At 33.8% G+C, this 21,557-nt stretch carries 27 protein-coding genes; 3 read left to right on the forward strand and 24 right to left on the reverse strand.

The genetic code is table 11. The annotated features are described in order from the left end of the window. Positions 1-44: 44 nt before the first annotated feature. The 3 genes from RHP76_RS12120 to RHP76_RS12130 form a co-directional block, all read right to left on the reverse strand. Complete coding sequence (locus RHP76_RS12120) at positions 45-323, reverse strand: helix-turn-helix domain-containing protein (RefSeq protein ID WP_311228272.1); 279 nt, start codon at positions 321-323, stop codon at positions 45-47. Between the two features lie 80 nt (positions 324-403). Continuing rightward, complete coding sequence (locus tag RHP76_RS12125; protein WP_311228273.1) at positions 404-1,138, reverse strand: hypothetical protein; 735 nt, start codon at positions 1,136-1,138, stop codon at positions 404-406. A gap of 15 nt (positions 1,139-1,153) precedes the next feature. After that, a complete protein-coding gene (locus RHP76_RS12130) occupies positions 1,154-2,395 on the reverse strand; it encodes a tyrosine-type recombinase/integrase (RefSeq protein ID WP_311228274.1) in 1,242 nt (413 codons plus the stop codon). A gap of 287 nt (positions 2,396-2,682) precedes the next feature. Between RHP76_RS12130 and RHP76_RS12135 the strand changes: the two genes are divergently transcribed. From RHP76_RS12135 to RHP76_RS12145, 3 genes are all read left to right on the forward strand, one after another. Next, positions 2,683-3,843, forward strand: a complete 1,161-nt coding sequence (locus RHP76_RS12135) for a tyrosine-type recombinase/integrase (protein WP_311228275.1) — start codon at positions 2,683-2,685, stop codon at positions 3,841-3,843. A gap of 90 nt (positions 3,844-3,933) precedes the next feature. After that, positions 3,934-4,182, forward strand: a complete 249-nt coding sequence (locus tag RHP76_RS12140; RefSeq protein WP_311228276.1) for a DUF8108 domain-containing protein — start codon at positions 3,934-3,936, stop codon at positions 4,180-4,182. 8 nt (positions 4,183-4,190) lie between these two features. After that, complete coding sequence (locus RHP76_RS12145) at positions 4,191-4,652, forward strand: hypothetical protein (protein WP_311228277.1); 462 nt, start codon at positions 4,191-4,193, stop codon at positions 4,650-4,652. 145 nt (positions 4,653-4,797) lie between these two features. Here the strand turns inward: RHP76_RS12145 and RHP76_RS12150 are convergent, their stop codons facing one another. The 21 genes from RHP76_RS12150 to RHP76_RS12250 all read right to left on the reverse strand — a co-directional run bounded on the left by RHP76_RS12150 (position 4,798) and on the right by RHP76_RS12250 (position 21,331). Then, the gene (locus RHP76_RS12150; RefSeq protein WP_311228278.1) at positions 4,798-5,199 is read right to left on the reverse strand and encodes a type II toxin-antitoxin system HicB family antitoxin; all 402 of its coding nucleotides are present in this window, start codon (positions 5,197-5,199) and stop codon (positions 4,798-4,800) included. A 160-nt stretch (positions 5,200-5,359) separates the two neighbouring features. After that, positions 5,360-5,545 carry a type II toxin-antitoxin system HicA family toxin gene (locus RHP76_RS12155; protein WP_311228279.1) on the reverse strand — a complete coding sequence of 62 codons (186 nt, stop codon included), beginning with the start codon at positions 5,543-5,545 and terminating at the stop codon, positions 5,360-5,362. Between the two features lie 159 nt (positions 5,546-5,704). Then, on the reverse strand, positions 5,705-6,115 hold the full coding sequence (locus RHP76_RS12160; protein ID WP_311228280.1) for an N-acetylmuramoyl-L-alanine amidase: 411 nt from the start codon (positions 6,113-6,115) through the stop codon (positions 5,705-5,707). Continuing rightward, the gene (locus tag RHP76_RS12165; protein ID WP_311228281.1) at positions 6,112-6,612 is read right to left on the reverse strand and encodes a hypothetical protein; all 501 of its coding nucleotides are present in this window, start codon (positions 6,610-6,612) and stop codon (positions 6,112-6,114) included. Before RHP76_RS12165 ends, RHP76_RS12160 begins: the two co-directional genes overlap by 4 nt. Then, positions 6,584-7,063, reverse strand: a complete 480-nt coding sequence (locus tag RHP76_RS12170) for a phage holin family protein (RefSeq protein ID WP_311228282.1) — start codon at positions 7,061-7,063, stop codon at positions 6,584-6,586. Before RHP76_RS12170 ends, RHP76_RS12165 begins: the two co-directional genes overlap by 29 nt. 9 nt (positions 7,064-7,072) lie before the next feature. After that, entirely contained in the window at positions 7,073-8,881 is a 1,809-nt protein-coding gene (locus tag RHP76_RS12175) for a glycosyl hydrolase family 28-related protein (protein ID WP_311228283.1), read from the reverse strand. Beyond that, positions 8,881-9,708, reverse strand: coding sequence for a hypothetical protein (locus tag RHP76_RS12180; RefSeq protein ID WP_311228284.1), 828 nt, complete (start codon positions 9,706-9,708; stop codon positions 8,881-8,883). The genes RHP76_RS12175 and RHP76_RS12180 overlap by 1 nt, the downstream gene beginning before the upstream one ends. A 101-nt stretch (positions 9,709-9,809) precedes the next feature. Next, positions 9,810-13,004, reverse strand: a complete 3,195-nt coding sequence (locus RHP76_RS12185) for a hypothetical protein (RefSeq protein WP_311228285.1) — start codon at positions 13,002-13,004, stop codon at positions 9,810-9,812. Then, positions 12,991-16,350: a tape measure protein gene (locus tag RHP76_RS12190; RefSeq protein WP_311228286.1), complete on the reverse strand. Its 3,360-nt coding sequence runs from the start codon at positions 16,348-16,350 to the stop codon at positions 12,991-12,993. The genes RHP76_RS12185 and RHP76_RS12190 overlap by 14 nt, the downstream gene beginning before the upstream one ends. Next, positions 16,284-16,577 carry a hypothetical protein gene (locus tag RHP76_RS12195; RefSeq protein ID WP_311228287.1) on the reverse strand — a complete coding sequence of 98 codons (294 nt, stop codon included), beginning with the start codon at positions 16,575-16,577 and terminating at the stop codon, positions 16,284-16,286. Before RHP76_RS12195 ends, RHP76_RS12190 begins: the two co-directional genes overlap by 67 nt. A gap of 1 nt (position 16,578) precedes the next feature. Beyond that, the gene (locus RHP76_RS12200) at positions 16,579-16,830 is read right to left on the reverse strand and encodes a hypothetical protein (RefSeq protein ID WP_311228288.1); all 252 of its coding nucleotides are present in this window, start codon (positions 16,828-16,830) and stop codon (positions 16,579-16,581) included. 1 nt (position 16,831) lies between these two features. Then, positions 16,832-17,212, reverse strand: a complete 381-nt coding sequence (locus RHP76_RS12205; RefSeq protein WP_311228289.1) for a hypothetical protein — start codon at positions 17,210-17,212, stop codon at positions 16,832-16,834. Then, complete coding sequence (locus RHP76_RS12210) at positions 17,209-17,499, reverse strand: hypothetical protein (protein ID WP_311228290.1); 291 nt, start codon at positions 17,497-17,499, stop codon at positions 17,209-17,211. The genes RHP76_RS12205 and RHP76_RS12210 overlap by 4 nt, the downstream gene beginning before the upstream one ends. Positions 17,500-17,545: 46 nt before the next feature. Next, positions 17,546-17,737, reverse strand: coding sequence for a hypothetical protein (locus RHP76_RS12215; protein WP_311228291.1), 192 nt, complete (start codon positions 17,735-17,737; stop codon positions 17,546-17,548). A gap of 11 nt (positions 17,738-17,748) precedes the next feature. Further along, positions 17,749-18,939 (reverse strand): hypothetical protein, encoded by a 1,191-nt coding sequence (locus RHP76_RS12220; RefSeq protein WP_311228292.1) that lies wholly within the window; start codon positions 18,937-18,939, stop codon positions 17,749-17,751. 78 nt (positions 18,940-19,017) lie between these two features. After that, entirely contained in the window at positions 19,018-19,236 is a 219-nt protein-coding gene (locus RHP76_RS12225) for a PRTRC system protein C (protein WP_311228293.1), read from the reverse strand. A 28-nt stretch (positions 19,237-19,264) separates the two neighbouring features. Further along, positions 19,265-19,438, reverse strand: coding sequence for a hypothetical protein (locus tag RHP76_RS12230; protein ID WP_311228294.1), 174 nt, complete (start codon positions 19,436-19,438; stop codon positions 19,265-19,267). Then, the gene (locus tag RHP76_RS12235; protein ID WP_311228295.1) at positions 19,435-19,989 is read right to left on the reverse strand and encodes a PRTRC system protein E; all 555 of its coding nucleotides are present in this window, start codon (positions 19,987-19,989) and stop codon (positions 19,435-19,437) included. Before RHP76_RS12235 ends, RHP76_RS12230 begins: the two co-directional genes overlap by 4 nt. 11 nt (positions 19,990-20,000) lie before the next feature. Beyond that, positions 20,001-20,465 carry a hypothetical protein gene (locus RHP76_RS12240; RefSeq protein ID WP_311228296.1) on the reverse strand — a complete coding sequence of 155 codons (465 nt, stop codon included), beginning with the start codon at positions 20,463-20,465 and terminating at the stop codon, positions 20,001-20,003. Positions 20,466-20,468: 3 nt separating this feature from the next. After that, a complete protein-coding gene (locus RHP76_RS12245) occupies positions 20,469-20,687 on the reverse strand; it encodes a DNA-binding protein (RefSeq protein ID WP_311228297.1) in 219 nt (72 codons plus the stop codon). 245 nt (positions 20,688-20,932) lie between these two features. Next, complete coding sequence (locus RHP76_RS12250) at positions 20,933-21,331, reverse strand: single-stranded DNA-binding protein (protein WP_311228298.1); 399 nt, start codon at positions 21,329-21,331, stop codon at positions 20,933-20,935. Positions 21,332-21,557 lie beyond the last annotated feature (226 nt).

Consider the following 21,557-nt stretch of genomic DNA (forward strand, 5'->3'; position numbering starts at 1 on the left):
CGAATCGTTAAACAATAGGGGTTCAAATAAACAATTGAAACTGTTTACCTTTTGTATTTAAGTGATTTCACTTCATGTAAAGCGTTCATCAAGTCTAAATGATTGACTCGGTAGAACCGCCCTATTTGTTCAGCCTTGATATTGCCTTTTAAAATGTGGGAGCGTACGGTCTGATAATCGAGCTTTAGAATTTCTGAGCATTCTTTGATAGAATAAAATTTCTTTTTTAGCTCAATTTCAGGTTCTTTCTTTAGGGAAAAAACTAAGTCTTTTATTTCTCCTAGTTCGTCAAGAATGGTTTGAAATGGGTTGGTTGTCTGCATAATTTGTAGTATTTAAATTTGCAGGCAAAAGTGTGTGATTGAAATAACTAATTATGCAATTTTACTCAATTGTGTAAAGTTTAAGACTTGATATTAAGCAATTTAGATAATTCTTTATAGATACCTTCTTCAAAATCAGTAGGTTTAACAATGACAGCTCTTGAAAATGTTCCTTTATCGAAATTGGTATTGTATTCATTTTCCATAGCTTCGATAATCGTAATATCCTGAAATTCTGGATTAATAATAAGATTATCTTTTAAGAATCTATGAATTCTTATCAGTGAAGATTTTTGGTCTACGAGCAAATTATGATTTTCGTCTATGAATTTTTTTTCTTTCAAAAAGTTGGTAAAAATTCGTGAGCTGTTTTCTCCGATCATAATGTCTGACAATCGGATTTCTCTTTTTACTTTATGATTTAAAGCAAAATAGAGAAAAAGGGTAGCTTCTGCTCCACTCAAAAAATTCTCCTGAAGCTTCATCAGGTTGCTTGAACTTATAAGCCTCGATGATTCTTTTCTATACTGCTGTAAACAATAGGTAATCTTTTCTTCAAAATTATGATTTCTCGAATCATCAATATTTTTAAAATGATAGCTAAAGAAATTATCTGTCTTTTTGTAATCAATTATAAATTCCTGTTTTATTTTTTCTGTCAAAATAATTTGATTGGCTCGAAATCTTGCCTTTTCAATCCGTTTAGAAAGCATTTTCTTAATTCTTTCACCCTTAATCCAGTAATAGATCATCATGGGATAACCTGCCAATTCTTCCCAAAAGTTCCACCGTCCGTATACTTTCTTTTGATCCATAATCAAAATTAATGATTATTTAAAAACCTCATTCATATAATTTATCTTATCCTCTTCACTTGGCCGATAATAATTATTGAAAACCTCCAAACTTCTGTGACCTGTGTAAGACATAATTATTTTATCCGGAACCCTTTTATTTTTCATGATCGTAATAAAGCTTCTTCTTGCAGTATGAGATGAAATTCGTTTATAGAACTCTGTTTTCTTTTCTACCAATTCATCCCCATATCTCATGGTTTTCTTTATTTCATCCGTAAATTCCATTTCCTGAAAGACTTCTTTGATAAATTCGTTCATTTTTTGATTGGAAATATTGGGAAGCTCATAATCATATTTTTCTAAAATAGCACGAGAAATACTGTTGAGGGGGATGGATAGATTCTTTGTTTTACTTTTCAAATCAATTACTCTGATAAAATCACCCTGAATATCCTGTTTTGAAACACGACTATAATTTCCAAAACGCAATCCGGTTACACAACCAAAAATAAAAAGATCCCTCACTTTTTCCAGTCTCTTGTTTTTACTGAAATCATATTGGTATATCTCTTCAACCTGCTGATAATTTAATGCAATTTCATCAGTGCGGAATTTTGGAGGCTTTTTAAAAGTAAGAAAACGGTTGTTATATGTATATTTCTTTTCTAATGCCCACGACAAAAAGGTTTTTAATAATCCAACGTTACGGTGTACCGTATTGGCTGAATGTTCTTTTTTCTCAATACAATATTTTAAGAACTTATTATAAATCTTATCATCAAACTTGCCCAGTGTAACCTTAATTTTGTATTCCTTTTGAAAATCTTCAAGCAAGGTTTTATTGCATTTATATCTCTTAAGTGTTGAGTTTGAAATTGCATTGCCTGTATAATCATTCTCTTTCTCATCCAGAAATTCCTGATATATTCTAAAAAAATCATCCTTAATTGTAGCTTTCTTAAATTCTTCATCAAACCGTTGTCTTACAATATCGATTGTCATTTCCTCATTAATATTTTTATAACGATTGACGATTTCTGTAAAAAAACCACTATACCTATCCAATTGCTTTTTTATGCTTCGATGATTTTCTGCCCTTTTGGTTCGTCCATTAAGGTCGTTAGGTTGTCTGTTCTCAAAATCCCATTCGATTGGTATTATTTTTTCACCTGTGGAATAAATAAAATTCTTATTTTCATTACCAAAATATGACCGAAAATAAATTAGAGTTTCTTTTTGGGAGTTCGGTTCTTTTAATTTAAATGTATAATTCATAGGTGCCAATTTAGGTGCTAATACTTCTATAATTAGACATAAAAACGAAGTATATAGATTTACACAAATATATGTAAAATACTGAAAAACAACATACTTATACAAAATAAGTTATGATAATTTTAATAAGGTTCATTTCCCTCCAACTCCACAATATCTTTGTAAACCACTATTAATACTACGTTTTTGATAGTGGCCACAAAGATAAAAAGCACAAAAAAGCACAAAGTGCACAATATATCTGATTTTCACCGCCCCCGGTATCTGAAATTAAAAAAATTCAGAGAATGAAAAACAGATGGACAACTCCAAAATTAAAAACTTACCCTTTAGAAAGTGGTAAAGAATGGTATGTATGGTTTAGATTCAATGGTGGTAATCCCATTCGAGTAAAGGAAGGTCTTAAAGAAATTAAAGACTATCAAGAACGCGAACAATATGGATTAGCCCTTGCAGAAGTTATTGCTGATCGATTAAAAAAAGGTTGGGTTCCTAAAAGTATAAGTAAAACACTACCACAACCGGAAGATCTGGGGTATAATATTATCCAGGCATTTGATTTAGCATTTGATGTATTCAATAAAAAACTTGCAAAAAAAACTTGTCAAGATTACACTTCTATTTATAGAGCAATTAAACCCGAAATAATTAAATTAGGATGGCAAAATCACAATATAAAAGAATTTGAAACATACCATATCAAATTATTATTAGAAGCCACAAAACAAACTCAAAATTGGTCAAATATTAGATATAACAAAGGATCTAATGTTGTACGTTCAATATTTTCAGTCTTGAAAAAAGAATTCATTGTCAAAAACAATCCGGCTCAAGGTCTGGAATATTTAGAAGATGAAGAACCTCAATTTATTGACGTTATTACTGACAAAGAACAAACTGAAATAATTAATCATTTTAAAATTGTTTGTCCTAGCTTTAATGTATTTCTAAAGATTATTTATCAGTGTGGAATTAGACCTAATGAAATAAGACAGATAAAATGTTCAATGATAGATTTGAACAAACAAATTTTTATTTTACCAAAAGAAATTACAAAAACAAAAGCAAGAAAGGTCCCTTTCTCTTATGATCTTAAAGAAGATTTACTAAAAATAGACCTTTCTAATTCTGATAATTTCCTGTTTGGAATACAAAGCCCTTATTGTAGAAGAAAAAATAAATTATTTATTGTTTCTCCTTATCAGCTTTCTGTAAATGTTGCAGGTAATATGTGGCGTGATAATGTTCATAAAATTCTTAATATTCACAAAAAAATGTACTGGTTTAAGCATAAAGGAGCGAATGATAAAGAAGGATGTGGTATGTCAATACCGGTAATTGCCACGATATTTGGGCATTCAAAGGAAAAAACCACTGAAATTTATGCAACTAAACATCAAGAAAAAGAATTTGAAATAGCCAGAAAATTAATGCCAAAATTTAATTAAAATAAAATATTTATCAATACGGGTTCCCGTAATTTTGATTTATTTTAAAGTTTTTATATTTGTCCATGTTTAATTACAAAACTAATACAAATGGTACAAGACTACGAAAAACTAAAAAAATTTAATACTGAAGTTTCAAATATGATTGCTAAAGGCTACACCATTGTGGATAAAAATGATGAAACCAGAATGTGTGTTTTAGAGAAGAAAAGTAAAATTAATCATGGCCTACATATAGTCCTGTCATTACTTACAGCAGGGTTTTGGCTTATAATTTATGCACTAGTTTTACTTACAAGTAGTAATAAATCAAAAACTATAACAATTTTAGTTCAATAAATTTTATTATGAAAAATATATTACTTTTAATTTCATTTACGTTTGCTTTGACATTGTATAGCTGTTCTAGTGACAGAGATAACATAGACGTCAAAGAAGAATGGCCTGTTAATAAAGAAGTTCCGGCTGAATTAATTGGAACTTGGAAGATTAACATTGCTACTTTTGCTAATGATCGAAATGAATATGATGGTAACTCATTTGGAGCTTATATCAAGTTTAATTCTGATAATACAATAGAATATAAAGATGGTAATAAATTCGGTGGAGTTAGTACAGTAAATAAAGTTTCGGTTAAACAAGTTGGCTCAGGCAATTTATCTGATATGATTACGATATATATTAACAATATTCCAGAATCTATTGCTTGTCAAAAATCTTCATTACATCCAGGTCAGGTTGAATTTAGGATCTCATACCCATCAAAAGGTGGATTTTATGACATGATTTTAATCGGAACCAAACAATAAAACAAAATCCCCTCTTAATAGTGGGGATTCTTTATTTAAAAACGGCCTTGTAGTCCTGGACTATTATAAAAGTTATTCACAAAAAAAAGTGCCAAAAATATTGGCACTCAATTTTGTTATAAAGATGTATTGTTACTGAATTAAATTAAGCAAAGTCGAACTGATTTAATTCTGAGGCTAATTTATGTAAACCATTTTTAATCTGCAAGGCTTTTTTATCTGATAATTCTTCCCTTCCGGATGAAAGTCTCCTTAGTAAACTTGGATTTATATCCAAGTATTTAGCTAATTCACTTTTATTAAATAAAGAATAATACTCGAAGAACGTCTTAAGATCTAAATAATAAGTCACATTTGCGTTTCTTAATTCTTCAGATTCTTTATTTTTACCTTTCTCTTCTAAATAATCTGCTTGCATTTCTAAAACCTCTTTGAAGTTTTCTTTTACTTCATCGATGTTTTCACCAGCAGTTACAAGTCCTGGTAAATTCTCAGAAAAAGCACTGTATCCAGTTGAACTTTTTTCTAAGATCAATTTGATGTCCATTTTTTGGGGTGTTTGATTTGTTAGGAATTTTTCTGTTTGATTGATGTTTGTTTTAAATTCGTGATTTAAAATTAATTTTTGATTTTACTGCCATTTTTCTGATTTTTTGTTGTTAATTATTATTATCTCTGTTATTTAAAAAGATCTTTAAAAAGCAGGGTTATTTTAACCCTGCAGCTTTTAAAATGGATTCCTCAGTTCCTTTTTTAAGTTCCGTTGCCGGATGTCTGGGAATTGGAATCGCTCCGTCTTTGGTGGGATGCACGTACAAATCGTGCTTTTTACCGTGTCTCAACAACTCCCACCCATCCTTTTTAAGGATTTTTAACATCTCATTCGACTTCATAATTTAAAGATCATCTTTTATAACAGTACAAAGATAAGTAACATTTTTGTTACTTCCAAATATTTAGAAACATTTTTGTTACTTTTTTTTAATCTAAATTTTTAAAACAAAAAAATCTCATCATTCCTGACAAGATTTTATTTTAACCATTAATAAATATCATATACCAGAATACTCTTTCTTTGCGTCAAAGCTGGGACAAGCTTTATGCACATTTGGAAAATCTCTATGTCCTTGAATTTTAGCTTTAGGAAACTTTGATTTTAATTCTTTTAACAGCTTCAATAGAGAGGCTTTTTGTTCAACTGTCCTTGTATCTTTTGGCTGGTTATTTTTGTCAACACCTCCAATGTATGAGATATTGATAATTTGAGAATTCCACCCTGCAACTCCATTGGATACCTGATCTATGGGTAATGTGTTGACTATTTCACCATCTGCTTTTATCATGTAGTGATAGCCTGGGCTTTTCCATTTCAGGTTTTCCTTCCAGTACCTTTTAATACTCTCTATTTTAACATCTGGCTGTGTTGCTGTACAATGCACAACCAGGTAATTTATATTTCTCATTTTCTTAAGATTAATCGTTTAGCTAATTCCCATAAAACAACACCGGATATCAAAGAAAAAATAACAATCCATACCATAGAGCCAAAAGAAACTCCACTTCTTTCTACATTAAGGTTTTTGGTTGTCTTATCAGTTTTGAAAAAGGTTTTTGTTTGAAATTTAGTTTCAGTTATGTAAGTTGTGTGTACTTTATATACATTATGTATAACCTTTTCTTCTTTTCTCTGAGAAAATTCAATATCTGCAGATCCGGAAAAAGTCAGATCACCATATTTTAACTCATAATTCTGCCCGTTTGATTTTATTTTCAAACCGTTGCTAAACAGAAAATTTCTGATATCTGTTATGGATGATATTTCTGATGTGACTGATTTAGTTTCTTGTATACTGGTTTCATTGTCAAAAGTTGTTTTTTCTTCAGTCTTATAAACATTTCTTGACCTGGAACCACATCCAATGAGGAAAAGGCTAATCAGTAGTACTATTGCTGCTTTCATCGTTTGTTTTTTGAGAATTTAAATACTCATGCACTTCACGTGCTATTTGTTCAATATCGGTTCTGTTTTTTGCTATTGTGGTAATTAAGGCCCCGGCTTCATGAAAACGCTGTTTATCTTCAGCTTTTTCATATATTGATTTCAATTCAATAAGGCTTAACCCAATCGATCCTAAAAGCGTAATAAAAGGAAAGAATATTAAATTGTACCCATGGAAAGAATTTAGATACCAAATGCTTGTCATATGCATTGAGTCGATAACCATCAACGCAAACATAACATTGTAATATCTTCCGAGCTTTTCAACCGTTCTTTTAAATCCATAGCTCGATCTCGCTACACCGTTTTTTTTCGCTTTCCGGACTCCAGACCAAAGATCTGCCATTACGATTAAAAACACCTCGATATTGAGGCCAAATAAAATCCAAATTATTACAAATATTTTTTCCATTTATTTTTTTTATGAATATTGAGCTATTTTGAACGCTCCTACATTGTTAACTCCTGTATTGATGTTTGGATTGTCGACAAGAGTAATCCCCCCTGATTCCGTACGGATATTAGTTGGAAATGCGTTAAAATGCGGAGCTGTAGAAAATCTGGTAGCACCGGATAAAACTAATCTTGAACCGATATTAATTATCGCATTTGAAATAGTACCAGTACCATTACCGCCTTTGCCCATCATGCAATCACGTATAACAGAATTTCCTTTGCAATTATCAAACTTGTAAATGAAACCACCTCTGATTCCTTCAGACCAACAATTGTTAAAGGCAACATCAACCCCTTCACCTCCTGGAGAAAGTCCTATAGCATGTACACCGCCTGTAGTATCATCTCCTGAAATTCCGCTATCTTCAAAGTTGCAGGAATTAAATACATAATTTGAACCTGCATTAAGTTCTACACATTTCTTTTTCGACTTAACAAAATACAACCTGTCATATTTAATAAGATTGGTAGCCATAGCCGTTGAACTTGAAGCTTGAGCATTTATAATTTGTAAGCCTATATCACCACCATCAAAGTATATGTCTGAAATAGCATGATATAAGCATCCTTTTAATTTTATCCCTGCTAATGCATTGGTGAAAATCGCACAATTGCGTATTTGAAAATCAAAAGTGTTATTAATATATATACCTCCTTCTGTTGTATTTCTCGCATCTATTACCAAGTTATTTATAAATCCCCTTCCTATAAGACCGTCAGGTAACATGATAATATATCTTGCGTTGCTTCCAACATCTGTAGTAAGTGTGGTTCTAAGATTACTCGCACCACTCAATTCTATACCCGGCTTTGAAATTATTTCATTTACTTTAAATATTCCAGCGGGTAATTTTAAAGTTCGAGGATTTGGGTTTGAATATTCAGCTTCCAAAGCAGTGTTGATAATTTCTGTATTTTGAACCGCTGTGTTACTTGTACTAACACCTAAAGTCGTTAAATCCAGTACACCAGAATAGCCTGATCCCATAGATTCTATCGCCTTTATAACGCTATCTTCTTCTACAGGTAACGCAACCTTTGATCTTTTCTCAAGCACTGCTCCATTTAAAGGACGTGAGTACTTATAACGTGTGTATTGTGGATCTGTGTTTATTTGAGCTATTCCGTTAACTATAATACCACTCTTTAAAACGTCAAATGTATTATTAGCTCGGTAGCCTATCCACCATGATATTGTTGTTCCAAATTGATCCATCCCAGGTGCTGTAATCCTTAGACTAGAAACTCCTACAAGATCGGAGGCGTAAATATCTCCGTAAGCTCCATTGGGCTGAACTTCCCCAACGCCATTTTGATTCAAAATATATCCCTGATTTTCGTTTGATGGGAATGCCATTGATACCCATGGACCATCTCCTTCAGGGTACATAAAACTCTTTAAGGCCTTTCGGGGATCTTGATCAATGGGTAATTTATTAACTACTTTAGACCACGTACTACCATTATAATAGAACAGAGTGTCAAATCCTTCAATTGCTTTAAGGTTTCCAGCATTAGGATAATTTGTGCCTGGATCTGCTGAATATACAGAAGGTTTGTACCATGAATTGGGAATAAATGATCCTGAATCAGAGGGCAAAATAGGTTTTGCAACACTATGAATCAATTGGTAGAATGAATCTGTCTTTATCCTGTACTCTTTACCATCTGCAGCTTGATACAACATGTTACCATCTGGTTCCAGTGATGTTTTTTCAGGTAGTCCATCTATTGATTCCACCTCTAAAAATGGTATTGGAATTGAATTTCCCATTATCTTGTTTTTATAGCTTTGTTATTGTCATATACATAAACTTTCGTCTTCTCTTTATTTCCTAATGCATATTTAAATGCATCTGAAAATATTTTTTTTTCATCCAGAATGATATTCAGACCGTTTTCATCTTTCTGATAAGAAAATTTCATAATTACTTCCTGTGTGTTATCAGTAACTTCTGGCTTTTCTTTTCGGGTCATTTTTGTTCCATCAATGTAAAAGTCTTGATTTGCCGAGTGTACGGCAATGAATGCAAGTATGTTATTATCTCCTTGTGCTAAAATTCTATACTTAACATTCTCTTCGTACCACGATCCCGAAATCTCAGAACCTAATAAATTGCCGGTACGCTCCAATGTAATATCTTCATCTATTTCAAATTCTCCCAGGCAATAAGCTGGCAAATTTGTAATCATCCAGTCATGTTCACCATCTGAATAAGAGAATAGATTCCTATTGTACGTACATTTAGTTGCTATCCTGATATATTTCCTACCTTCTTTATCCGTGCTGTTCACGAATTTAACACAGTTGGAATAGAAAAGGACAGTACCTGAAGAATCTCTTATCTCAAAATGCCCCTGAATTTCTTCAAATGATATTAATGTAACAACAAACAATTTGTTATTATCAATAGTTAACCTGGAATCAATCTCTGTTTCTTCATCCCCAACCAAAAACAATTTTAACTCTGTTGTATCAACTTCGTTTTTGTACTGAGGAATTAAAAATCTATGGTATGCATTTACCTCTAATGGATATGGCTCTTTATGTCCGAAATACTGAGCGTTTTCCGGATTGGTCATATCTTCCAGTTCCTCCATTGTCCTGTAAAATCTGACAGGGCTATAATATGAAAACATCCTAGGCATGAAACAAAATTAGAATTATGTCATTGTGGTTCTTATGAGGATAGTCGATCTGGTTAGCTGTACAATTTTATAGTTTCAGCTTTTAAATCAAAATTTTGGATTGTATTGGTAATAGTATCTGTGAATTTTATATTTAGAATACCAGATGCGGAATATTGATAATCTCCAAAAGTACAATTTAAAGGCTGTAATGCTTCTGTTTTATCAGAGTTGAATAGGTCGATATATAATCTCACATCACTTCCATCTATATTTATATTTCTGGTCTCTACTCCATTTACAGATGTTTGTCCATAATTAGTTTCAACAACTAAATTGCCGCCTGTTCCATTTAGATTGGTTGCCCAAAGTTTACCACCACTTGGAGTAAATTCATAGCTGTATTCAATTTCAAAATTAGCTTTCCCTTTCAAATCAAAAACAATTCTACTATATCCACAATCTGTGTTTTCAGACTTATTACGGGCTACTATGGCATAAGGATTATACTTCCAGTTTACAGATATTGTATTTGATATCTTATTAATGAAATCCAAAGTATTTACTATAAGTCTGAAACTAACATTTGTTCCAGAAAGGATTTCTAAAAATGCATCATCTACAATAACGCCTTGCTTTGTGTTCCCAAACTGTCTAATGGTAATCCAGTTTACACCGTCAATACTATATTGAACATCAACTATCGGATTAATATAATCATCTGTATAGTCCCAATGAAGAGTAACAGTATTTTTGCTGTCCTGAACGACAGATAAAAGAACCGGATCTTCTGCAGATTTACTTTTAATTTTTCCCTTGAAGCTTAATACATTTGTCTTTCTATCATGAGAAAACGCAGCATCACCGAAAGGATAAGCATCATAAATACCTTGTGGTGTTGGTATTGTTAAATATCCACGGCTGGTCGACCTATCTCCTGAAATTCCATATCTCCAATTTTCGTACATCATAATGAATTCCTGAAAGGTGACATTTAAGAATTTAATTTCTATGACTTCACCAGAAAAGAAAGGCGTCTTATAACTTCTTAATCTGCTTAATGGTTCGTTTGCTCCCACTTCTACCAATCCCGGAAGTTCGTTTAAAAGATCACCTGAATTCGCCTTCATTCTGGCTTTTTCGTTGTTCTTATAACTTGTTACTTTTATAAATTCACCATTTTGTTTTTTTCTTAAACCGCTGCCAAACCACTGAAACCATCTTGCCATATGGTATTTTGGATTATGACGTGCATTTGTAGAAGTTGCAGGATCTCTAATATAAGAAGGCTCTGTAAAACCATCATTTATAGATCTGTTCTTAATTAGTGAAGGGATTGTATATGTAATAGGCGTATCATTTATACCTTCTTGGATTCCTGAAGATTTATCTAATGTTAGTTCTATATTATTTATATTAAGAATGTTATATGGACCTCCTTGGTTAAGTCCTTCGTTTATATTAACTGTACTTCCTACTTCCATAAAAGTTGTGTCGAATGCTATTGAGGTACATGTAAGAACTAATTTTCCATTCTTATTGGCATGAACACAGTTTTCGAAAACGCCTGTATCGGAGTAATTAGTTTCTTCAACCATATCAATCATAACCAGATCATCATCATTGTCATTGGTTGATGAACTTTTGTCCTCTATCAGCTCTTGTATTTTGTATTCATCAATAATCAACTCGGTTTGTTTATCCAGTTTGTTCTTTGCCCTTACAATCGGTGTTGTAAATTCTGCTGAAGTAATATAATTCTGAATATCATCCTTAACATTTTTAGAGTATTTCTTTGACCCGAATATCATGGTGTTATAAACGACATCTTTGTCATTTTCAAATTTATATCCATCCTGAATAAATTTTTTATCCGAAAGATCATAGCATTTCACGTCCTTGAAAAAATATCCTATATCTTCAATAATGATATTTTGATCTAAAATATCATAACCTAAAGCCAATAATTTAGAAGCTCCATCAGTCATGAGAGATTTAAATGAAGTTTTTACTTTTTGACCTGTAGTATATTTGTCAGGCAATCCCCTCAAATAAATTCCTGTTGAAATTGATGTGTTGTAATAAATTCCGCCAGACCCTATATAATTACTTAATACACCAAGCCCGGAAGCAGTATAATTTTTCACAACCTGCTTAATACTGTCAATCAAACGAATTCCCTTTGTACTGACAATTGGAGATTCCATATTAGTAGTGATCTCGATACTGGTATTTAGTTTTAAGGATGTTGTAATAAACTTATCTCCAACACTATTACTCAGTATTAGAAAGCTCAGATTTTGCCCCGACATCAGATTCGAACTATTGTTTATATGGAAGTTGAAAATTTTGTTGTCTATTTCTATTATAGAAGAATTACCTTCCTGTGACGTAAATTTTTGGAGCAATTGAGTATAATAGAACCCGGCTCCAGAAACGACAGCATACAACCCGACATCGGGCGGAACTGGAATATTGTTGTCTAATCTGCCACATATGATATGCATATTACTAATGCGTATTTTAATAGATTTTAATGTAATGTTTGTTGATACAAATGGTCCCTGATCAATAGTCTGTGTTGTAGTAACAGGTTTTATTCCTGCATATTCATTGGTATTGTTTCCAAACTGATAATCATCAGATCTATGGAAAGAATAGAAATGCGCTGTTCTTGGATCAAAGTTTACATGTAACTGAGACACATCCCATGAATAAAAATTAGACTGTTTTGCAGCACCTTTTTTATATCCCAGATTAAAAGTTTCAACTGGCGTAATGGGGTTTTCATCCAGATCTTTATCAGCGAATAAATCAATCGTTACATCATCCCTGTTTATAAGCTTATTCTGAGACTCGCTTTTGATTAATTCCACTTCAATTTTAAAATAGAACTTATCATATGAATGATAATATTTATTCATATTCACCTCAAAATTATCTTTGAGTAAATCGTACTCGATTCCAGCCTTCACCGCTAACCATTTAAAAATAATACGTCCATCACCCTGCTGCTCAGCATAAACATTTTTAAGCAGGTTGTATGCTGTTTTACTTTTTTCCTGATAAAACCTAAGCTTTGTGTTATTTCCGATGATAAAATCGTTAACGTTCATTGATTCATCATCAATATTAACCACAGAATCTACTTCATCCCATCCGCCTGGCTTATCTATGATATATTCGCCCTGAAAAGTTCCGGAAGGAACAATAAATTTAAAAATCTCCTTAACTCCGTTTTCTAATAATATATGCTTAATTGGTATCATTATTTACTGATTTATATTCTCCATTTTCGTCTCTATAAGCTATAAGTTGCCCGTGATTAGCTCCCCTATATAGAATAATTTTACCGTTAACTTCTATCACAGTAGGGTGTGTATACCTCTCAAATGATCTATCAAACTTTTTCCCTAGCTTTTCTGCGATAGCATCCGAATTATCCCGGTAATTATTTATGATGGAAACTTGAGGGGCTATCATGCTTTCTCTTGCTATGTTGCTAAATATTTTGTTCCCGATTTTAGCTGACGGACCCATTGTCTTAAGGATTCGCTTTGTTTCATCAGCTGTATAAACTGTATCACCTTTGTCAAGCCATGTCATTTTATCACCGGAATCAGATCCTAATGATTTAATACGTCCGTCTTCACCTGCAATAATCTCACGCCCTCTATCCTGGGTAATTGCGAATTCTGCTTTACCTCCTGTTCTACCTTTCCAGTATTTCGGAACCGGATCTTTAGACATAATGGCAATCGATTGGGCTAAACCAAAACCGAATGCTAAACCGGCCGGAATTAAACTGGCAGGGAAAGGATAGGTTGCAATAGCTAATGAAGCCCCCAAAGCACCGTTTATCAAAGCCTGTTGCGCTGCAGCCTTTTGTTCAGCTCTTGCCTTTTGAGCTTCGATTAGCTTTTCACGTTGTCTTTGTTGATCCTGATATACTCTTGCTTCATCTTCAAGCCTGTTTCTTTCACTGATCTGTTCAGCCGTTAGTTCATCAAGTTGATTTAATGCTTCCAGCCTGTCATTAACAAACTTAAGCTCCTGTTCGGTGGTTTGCTGTGAATAAGCAAGTTGTTCATCCAGCGCCGAAATAGTTCGCTCTTTTTGAGCATTAGTGAAAATTTGAGCAAAGTCAGCAACAACAGCTCCTGCAGCCTCAAAAATTTCCTTTGTTGACATTGAGAAGTCTTTTCCTTCAGTCAGAATTTTTTGATACATTTTAGTGAACTGATCCGAAACCCGGTTTAGCCCCAGATCATTTAATCCGCTGGAAATCATGTTCACAATAGGCTCAAATCCCTTTGCTAATTTTTCAAAGTTTAAAAGATCAAGATCTTTCGTATTTTGAATGTTTTCACTTGTAAGCCTTTCGATTTCAGCTCCATATTCGGCCAGTAATTTAATATCTTCTTTGGTCGGTATTCCAGGTAATCCAATTGACTTTTCGGCAAGCAAACGGTTAGTAATTGAATCTCTAAGTTTTTTCTGCTTTTCAATTTCCTGATCAGTCGTTTTGATCTGGTTTTGCTTATCCAGAACTGCTAACTGATAAGACCTTTCTTCCGCATTTAGCTTTTTATTGGTAAGGATTAATTGTCTTTGTTTTTCATAAGAAACATCCTTGTTTGCAGAAAGAATTTCACTTTGATATTCTATCTCACTTCTGATCGCTTCAGGAATAGCAGCCATACGCTGAAGCCTTTGATCTTCTATTTTAGCAATCTCTTCATCCCTGTCACGTTCCAGCTCTAACACTCTTTGTCCCATACTGGCCGCCAGCTGGATTCTTTTTTCATAGGAATCAGCTGTTTTCTGAATAAGTTCAGAATCAATATCAATTTGCTGCTTTAGCCGATCAGCATCACTTATATTTTGGTTTTTTTGAATATCTCTATTCTTACCCTCAATAATATTTTTTTCCTTATTAAAATTAGTTTCTAAGTTTTTAGATCTTTCGTTATATAGTTTTTCGTTTGATTGTACTGCAGCTTCAATAGCCTTTTTGTAAGAAGCGCCTTTTAATTTAAGTTCTTTCGCATTTGATCCTTTTAAATATTCTTGGAGTTTTCGATCATATCTGATAGCAATGTTTTCTTTCTCTTGCTGATAATCTTCATAACCGATTTTTAACTCAAGGCGGTTACGTTCCAGATTTGCCAATTCCATATCCCTTTCACCATCCAAAGTCATGAGGAAATCTTTTTGCCCTCCTGTCAATGATGAACCTCTTTGCCTTGTTGGTTTTTTATCGCCCGGTAAAACGGTTCTTTTTGCTGTTGTTTTTTTCTCAAGCTTATCTCCTCTATCAATGTATTCATCAAGGCTTTTACCTGTATTTCTACCTGTTGAAGTGGAGAAATATTTGCCTTGGTAGTTAAAGTATGCTGCCTTAGAAGCTTTTGCATCATCCCAAGCTTTTTTATACCTATTGGTTTCTTCTTCTCTTTGTCGTATAGCTCTTTCATTTGGGGTTAATCCGGAAAACAATCTGTCTGCATCATTAGTCAGTTTATCCCACTTCTTGTACGAATTTATAAGGCTGTCGGCACTTTTCTCCATCTTTTGACTGAACTTATCCCAGCCATTCTCTTCAAACATTGTTGAAAAGAAGTTAGAAACAATACTTGTAAGGTATTTAATAGCAGATGCTAAAATATTAACATCAGCACTTACAAATTGCAATGTAGCTTGAAACTTTTCCATCTTTGTGGAAGTAGTATCTGTGATTCCAGCAGATGCATTTAAAACCTCAAACAACGCCCCCAACAAATCAACTAAACCTGTAACTATTTCTTTACCCGCTGAACCGTCTTTAACTAGTGTGTCAAGTAAGAATTTAACCCCATATGACAAAACATCTATACTACCAGCGAGGAAATCTACATTATCTTTATTATCAGTGAAATCACTTAAGAAAGATGTCCACTCGTTTTTTAGACGGTTTTGAGCGGCGGCAATCGTGTCAATGTTTCCTGCAGTATCTAAATTGTAAACCTCAGAAAGTCTTTCCGCTACCTGAGGAAGTACATTATCTGCCACAACAGTTCCCGCTTTCAACATTTTATCCAGTTCAGCCGTGGAAACTCCCATACCATCAGCAAACAATTTGAATGCACCTGCCATTCTATCGCCTAACTGCCCGCGTAATTCTTCAGCTTGAATTTTGCCCTTGGAAATCATCTGTTCCAAAGCCTTGAATATCCCAGTAGATTGTTCAGCTGATAATCCTAATTTTGCAGAAGCGCCGGAAAAGCTATCAAATATTTTTCGGGCCTGTTCACCTTCCAGGTATGTACCTTTTACAGCGGCCGAATACTTCACATAAGCATCTGTAGTAGATACAAGCTCTAATCCATACTTATTGGTTAATTCAGATAGATATTCTTTCTGGAATGCCATTTGAGCTTCAGTCTCAAACACGCTTTTTAACGCTAGATTTTGAGCATCTAACGCTTTTACAGTCTCATATGCATCTGTAGCAATTCCAACAATTCCATTGGCAATATTACCGATAGCACTAGCACCTACAACACCTTTTAAGATATCCGTAAGCCGGAAGCGTAAATTACAGCGCCAAATGCTTCTAAAGCCGTTTTGTAACAATAGGTATTTACGGGAATATCTTTTACATAATGAGCAAATAGACCAGTGTGAATTGACTGATGCAGAAATCCCTTCGCAATATCCTCAGTAAGATCGGAGCCTTTGCAGATGAATTCTAATTCGTATTTTGGAAAGAAATCCCCTATTAGCAATGATGCGACAAATTCCGCCATATCTGTCTCCACAATAAGGAGTCTTTTATTTGTTTTTATCTCTAGCTGTTTCATTTTAATTTTTTGAATTTGTTGTTTTTATAGCCGTGAACTCTATCCATTCACCATAATATTCAGCTCCAAAATTGCAAGTATATCCATACTTAGTACATGTATTCTGTAGCAGTTCTTTATTTTCGATTCTAACAGGAAAACCATCATTTGTTACAACAGGATCACCTTTTTCTATTCTACCATACAGTCTACCGTATTCAACACCTGCAGAAAAGCTTTGTGACTGATCTGGAAATTTTATAAATAGTTCCATGTTATTCTTTAATTTTAAGTTCTTCCCCTGTGAAATCGAAAAAAATGTTCTGAAGTTGGTGGACGTATAATATTTTTTGTAAAACGACAGAATGTCTATTAACAGATAGTTCTAATAAGCCTTTTTGCCAATATAGAAAAGTCCAGTAATTACAAATATTGAGGCATAACCAACCGTCCGGCGTAGTATGCTCAAAGCCAAACTTCAAAAGCCAGTGTTCTGTTAGCTCTATGGGCTCAAACTCTTCATATGATTGACTCAATTTAGAGTAAGGCATTTTTATTGTACATTTCTTTTCTCCAATGGTTAGTACCGCTCCGATTCTTCCGGATTCAATATCTCTTATTAAATTATTCTGTCTAAGTTCTTGTGGTGCTATCATTTTCTTTTCTTTTTACGTGGTTTGGGTCTTTTTGAATTATTTCCAAGACGGTGTTTTACTGTACTAACGTGTGATTTGTGAGGTATATATATGTTTGAAAGAGAATTGAATGTATCTTCAATTGCGGATTGATTCAACTTATTAATACTTCTAATTCCAGCATCTTCTACCTTCTTTCTTTCCTGTTCTAAATCTGTGGCAATTACTTGAATGCTTTTTGGCAATGTTGCAGCAATTGAAACCGCACTAAGACCAAGTCCCATAATTTTTATTTTCTTTTCTTCCATAATTCTTGTATTAAAGTGCCACCCTAAGATGGCACGGGGTTAAAGGTTAATCCTCTAATATTATTACATTACACAAGTATTCATTGCACATTACAGGCTTGCCTACTGGCTTGCCACTCTTGTCTAAACGTTGCTTCAATGTGACTTTACCCGGATCTAAAGAATATTTTTCAGCGGAAAATATCTGACCCTCCTTGATTCCAAGTCGTTTTTCTGTTATTAATAATTTTACTTTCATTGCTTTATTATTTATTGGTTAAAGTTGCTTAGTTTGGTTAGTAAAGTTTCAAGCCTAGATAAAACGGAGTTTGTAGTCCCACGACTTGGATTGTTTAAATGTTCCAATTGAAGTTGACATTCTTCCAGCATCTCCTTCATCTCATCCTCATAGTCTGGCTTTTCTTCCAGCCAGTGGGTAATACCTTTAAACCTTTCAAAATACATGCTTCTACAAGTCATGATTGATGGTCCATTAGCTATTACACAGAAGTAATCACCTTCTTTTTCCGGCGTTCGCTCCGATACGGATACTTTATCTGCATTTCTTTTGTCCTGTTGAATATTTCTGTAAATAGTAGCACTGGGAAACATTTCGTAAAGAGCGAGGGAATTACAGGCTAATAAAAGACAATCGGTTTCAAAAGAATCTCTATTTTCAAAACGATTGATTCTCTCTTTAAACAAGGTTAAATTCTGAGGATTAAATATTTTTTGTTCCATATAGTCACCAATCCATTCACTTTGTTTCATTTCACGTAAATATTCAAGGGTATCTTCATTTTCGTCATTAATGAGCCATTCCGAAATCATTTCGTACATCCAGTACAGGTAGCTGTCCTGCTTTCTGTAATAAGGGACATCTGCAATGTGATACAGGTATGAACAAACGGACTGTAAAAGCTGTGCAGCCTGTTTATAATTGGGATTTTTAGATAATCGGTACAGGGGAACTATCGGAATGTAATATAATGTAGCTCCTGTATTATATTTTTCTTCGCTCAACAAATACGTTTTCTTTTTATCCTGTACCAAACGAATTTTCTCCCAATTCTTTACTTTAATTTTTAACTGCTTTTTGATATCCTCTAAAGCAAAAGCAATATTATAGGGAAAACCTAAATGTTTTGACGGTGTAGGTATGATTCCGTAATGTTCAGTCAATTGGGAAAGGGACTGATAAAAATCCCTTCCCATTTTGTCTGTTTCCTTCCAATCCTGTATGGATGGTGTGTCTTTCAGCTTTGGCAGAAATGAACATTTTAGAAAAGCATGGGTAGCATTGCTATCGGTACTGCTTTCATTTTGTCTTTCTGTATTTCGCCTGCATCCTTTGGTCTTTGCATCCAATGGGCGAACTCTCCCAACTGTTTGTGTAGTTGCCTTTGTTTTTGCTGTTCGGGAAGCTGTATTTTTCCCGATATGATTTTTCGTTGCATTCATGATAATTTTGTGATTGATATTTCGTAAATATTGGTTGGATTTAAAGCAGATTACTAAAAATCCAACCATAATAATGCATCAGCCTTTCGTACCCATTACACTTTCAAAACGGTATTCTACCGTGTCATTCCTGATCTGTGGTGCAGAGACTTTTGCTGTGGTTAAAATGGGGTAAGTATTAGCATAAAAGCTCATCACGGCTTCTACACTCCATTTCGGTTCGGGGTCTGTCAATCGAATTTCCTGTCCGTTATCTCTCAGGATAAAAACTCTTTCTAATTGGGTTGCAAGTAACATAATTGTTGATTTTCTGATTTGATGTATTTTATTTTACTAATTTCCTGCCCTTCATCTTTAGTCCGATAATGGCTCTCATTGGGCAATTTTCTATTGCCATTATCTGTTGTATGGCTCCCTGTTTTCCACTCATAGAATTTATTTGGAATCTTATTCTACCCTTACCATGTTGTAAGGTTGCTATATAGGTTTCTATAATCATGGCTGTGGATTAATGGTTGTGGTAGCCGTTTTTTCCTCACTGAAAAGGTTATGTGCAAAGTGTCTTTCATATTCATCTTGCTTTGTGCGGATAGTTTCTGCATAGTCGGGATATTCAGAAGCCTTTGGAAGTGCTGACCATGCGCCTTTGTAGTTGCCTTCCTTTTCGAGTTCTTCGGCTTTTTGAAAAGCATCTTTGCATTTTTTTTCTTTGGCTTCCTTTTCTTTTTTCTCCTTATCGGATTTTTCTTTTTCCATTACGGATTGCTTTTTGGCTTCTTCTAATTGCTTCATAAAGCTTTCCATATCGACCATCAGTCCTGAAGCAGTTTGTAATGGGGCTTTAATGTGTTCAAAAAATCCGGCATCAAGCTCGTCTGCCGTTCCTTTAAGATTAAGAGGAGGAATGATATTTTTTGCTTTATCTCCACATCCATCATTTTGTACTAATATGGAAGCTACTATTTGGCTTTCGTTGGCTTTGGTAATGGTTAGAATCAGCTTACTGTTAATATCCATTTTGGCTATCAGATTGAAAAAATTGGTTTGCATAATTTGTTGGGTTATGGATTAATTACTAAATGAGTATTGAAGTCTATTAGTTCCCGTAATGAAAACTCCACCGTCCTAAATTCTTCTTCCGTATGCTTTCCATAGGCTTTATAAATGGCATTTCCATCCTTAGATACCTGCATTTGGTAATGACACAGACTATTTTTAGGTTGTTTCAGTTCTTTTAAATCCTCTTTCTCTAATTCAATGAAAACTCTGTTTCTCTCAGAGAGCCACTCTTCAACCACAGGATAATATACTTTCGAAAATCTAAAGAACTCCACATAGGTGTCAAAATAGTTCAGCGATTTTATATCTTCATCATTTTCAATGATTTTTATAACTTCAAGGCGTTTCTTTTGGATTTGTTTCCACTCCCCTGTAATGTTGATAATGGCAAAGTCGCAAGCATCCCATTCACTGTTGGTTTTTGCTTTTACAAGTAAATATTCCGTTGGTATATCAGATCGTTTCATTTTTTATTTTTTTATGTTATTATTTTGCTTTTCAGGAGTAAAAACCCCATTGATACAGTAGCCTATGAGTCTTTCCCAAGACTGTATTAAGCTATTCGTGTCCACATAATACTTTTCTGATCGGTTACAGTAAATGATATATACAGGCACATCTGCGTACTCTTTATTATAGCTATACGCTTTTGCCAATTTTTTGGCTTCGGTTCTTGATTTTGTTTTCATTTTCAGGGATTTTCATAAATATATGTTCCACTTGTTTTGAGAGGGTCTGCACCCTGTGTCAATCGGATTTCCTTGCCAAATTTCAATGACAAGCTTCTTGCATAGTGTATCGCTGTTGTCCTGTCACAATGGATTTTGAGGTATATTGATACCTGCTCCCATTCTATTCGGTCATTTCGGGACTTCATCTGAAAATTATATTGTGATTCCATAAATGCTTTTTTAAGATAATCTTGGGTTAATTATTAAAATGGTAAATCATCATCTGTGTCCCCTGCAAAAGGGTTACTTGATTCCTGCATTGCATTTTGCTTCGGTTCATTTTCAACATTTCTTCCACCTCCATAAACCTGAATGTATGAAGTATGAAAATTCAATCCTGAACGGATTTCACCGTCTTTCCCTATCCATGCGCTTGAGCTTGCCCTGCCTGTTAATTCTACCAAAGTTCCTTTGGTAAGGATTTTGGCAACATTCGGGCTTATCCAGTACGAACAATTGTAATACGTGGTCAGCTCTCTGCGTTCCCCCTGCTTGGTCTTGTAGCTGTCATTGATGGCTATTGAAAAGTTCACGACCTGTCTGTCGTTATTCAATGTGTTGATTTCTGCGTTTTTGGTAATTCTACCGACAATTGTGTTCATAATATTTTGTTTTAATTGTTAATCATTATTTTTTTTACAGTTGTAAAATTTCGAGTGCTTTGATTCGGTATCGAGGACACTCGGCTTCTTTCTTTTCATCTTTTCCAATGGGAAAAGCATTATTTATTTTTTTTGTTTGATTATTCTTATGTTAAAGAGCGACTGTTTGATTCGTATAACTGAGGTTCCGACTTTTTCTTTGCTAAATGACCATAGTACAGGATCA

The organism is Chryseobacterium sp. SG20098 (assembly GCF_031844745.1).
GTDB lineage: Bacteria > Bacteroidota > Bacteroidia > Flavobacteriales > Weeksellaceae > Chryseobacterium > Chryseobacterium cucumeris.

Coding starts and splice junctions, on each gene's coding strand:
- RHP76_RS12125 (WP_311228273.1), bottom strand. CDS start 1,138: ATGGATCAAAAGAAAGTATACGGACGGTGGAACTTTTGGGAAGAATTG.
- RHP76_RS12200 (WP_311228288.1), bottom strand. CDS start 16,830: ATGGAACTATTTATAAAATTTCCAGATCAGTCACAAAGCTTTTCTGCA.
- RHP76_RS12165 (WP_311228281.1), bottom strand. CDS start 6,612: ATGAAAGCAGCAATAGTACTACTGATTAGCCTTTTCCTCATTGGATGT.
- RHP76_RS12250 (WP_311228298.1), bottom strand. CDS start 21,331: ATGAACACAATTGTCGGTAGAATTACCAAAAACGCAGAAATCAACACA.
- RHP76_RS12225 (WP_311228293.1), bottom strand. CDS start 19,236: ATGTTACTTGCAACCCAATTAGAAAGAGTTTTTATCCTGAGAGATAAC.
- RHP76_RS12210 (WP_311228290.1), bottom strand. CDS start 17,499: ATGGAAGAAAAGAAAATAAAAATTATGGGACTTGGTCTTAGTGCGGTT.
- RHP76_RS12205 (WP_311228289.1), bottom strand. CDS start 17,212: ATGATAGCACCACAAGAACTTAGACAGAATAATTTAATAAGAGATATT.
- RHP76_RS12180 (WP_311228284.1), bottom strand. CDS start 9,708: ATGGAGGAACTGGAAGATATGACCAATCCGGAAAACGCTCAGTATTTC.
- RHP76_RS12240 (WP_311228296.1), bottom strand. CDS start 20,465: ATGAAACGATCTGATATACCAACGGAATATTTACTTGTAAAAGCAAAA.
- RHP76_RS12245 (WP_311228297.1), bottom strand. CDS start 20,687: ATGAAAACAAAATCAAGAACCGAAGCCAAAAAATTGGCAAAAGCGTAT.
- RHP76_RS12130 (WP_311228274.1), bottom strand. CDS start 2,395: ATGAATTATACATTTAAATTAAAAGAACCGAACTCCCAAAAAGAAACT.
- RHP76_RS12230 (WP_311228294.1), bottom strand. CDS start 19,438: ATGATTATAGAAACCTATATAGCAACCTTACAACATGGTAAGGGTAGA.
- RHP76_RS12195 (WP_311228287.1), bottom strand. CDS start 16,577: ATGAAACAGCTAGAGATAAAAACAAATAAAAGACTCCTTATTGTGGAG.
- RHP76_RS12120 (WP_311228272.1), bottom strand. CDS start 323: ATGCAGACAACCAACCCATTTCAAACCATTCTTGACGAACTAGGAGAA.
- RHP76_RS12160 (WP_311228280.1), bottom strand. CDS start 6,115: ATGAGAAATATAAATTACCTGGTTGTGCATTGTACAGCAACACAGCCA.
- RHP76_RS12145 (WP_311228277.1), top strand. CDS start 4,191: ATGAAAAATATATTACTTTTAATTTCATTTACGTTTGCTTTGACATTG.
- RHP76_RS12175 (WP_311228283.1), bottom strand. CDS start 8,881: ATGGGAAATTCAATTCCAATACCATTTTTAGAGGTGGAATCAATAGAT.
- RHP76_RS12140 (WP_311228276.1), top strand. CDS start 3,934: ATGGTACAAGACTACGAAAAACTAAAAAAATTTAATACTGAAGTTTCA.
- RHP76_RS12170 (WP_311228282.1), bottom strand. CDS start 7,063: ATGGAAAAAATATTTGTAATAATTTGGATTTTATTTGGCCTCAATATC.
- RHP76_RS12135 (WP_311228275.1), top strand. CDS start 2,683: ATGAAAAACAGATGGACAACTCCAAAATTAAAAACTTACCCTTTAGAA.
- RHP76_RS12155 (WP_311228279.1), bottom strand. CDS start 5,545: ATGAAGTCGAATGAGATGTTAAAAATCCTTAAAAAGGATGGGTGGGAG.
- RHP76_RS12215 (WP_311228291.1), bottom strand. CDS start 17,737: ATGAAAGTAAAATTATTAATAACAGAAAAACGACTTGGAATCAAGGAG.
- RHP76_RS12150 (WP_311228278.1), bottom strand. CDS start 5,199: ATGGACATCAAATTGATCTTAGAAAAAAGTTCAACTGGATACAGTGCT.
- RHP76_RS12220 (WP_311228292.1), bottom strand. CDS start 18,939: ATGAATGCAACGAAAAATCATATCGGGAAAAATACAGCTTCCCGAACA.
- RHP76_RS12235 (WP_311228295.1), bottom strand. CDS start 19,989: ATGCAAACCAATTTTTTCAATCTGATAGCCAAAATGGATATTAACAGT.
- RHP76_RS12185 (WP_311228285.1), bottom strand. CDS start 13,004: ATGATACCAATTAAGCATATATTATTAGAAAACGGAGTTAAGGAGATT.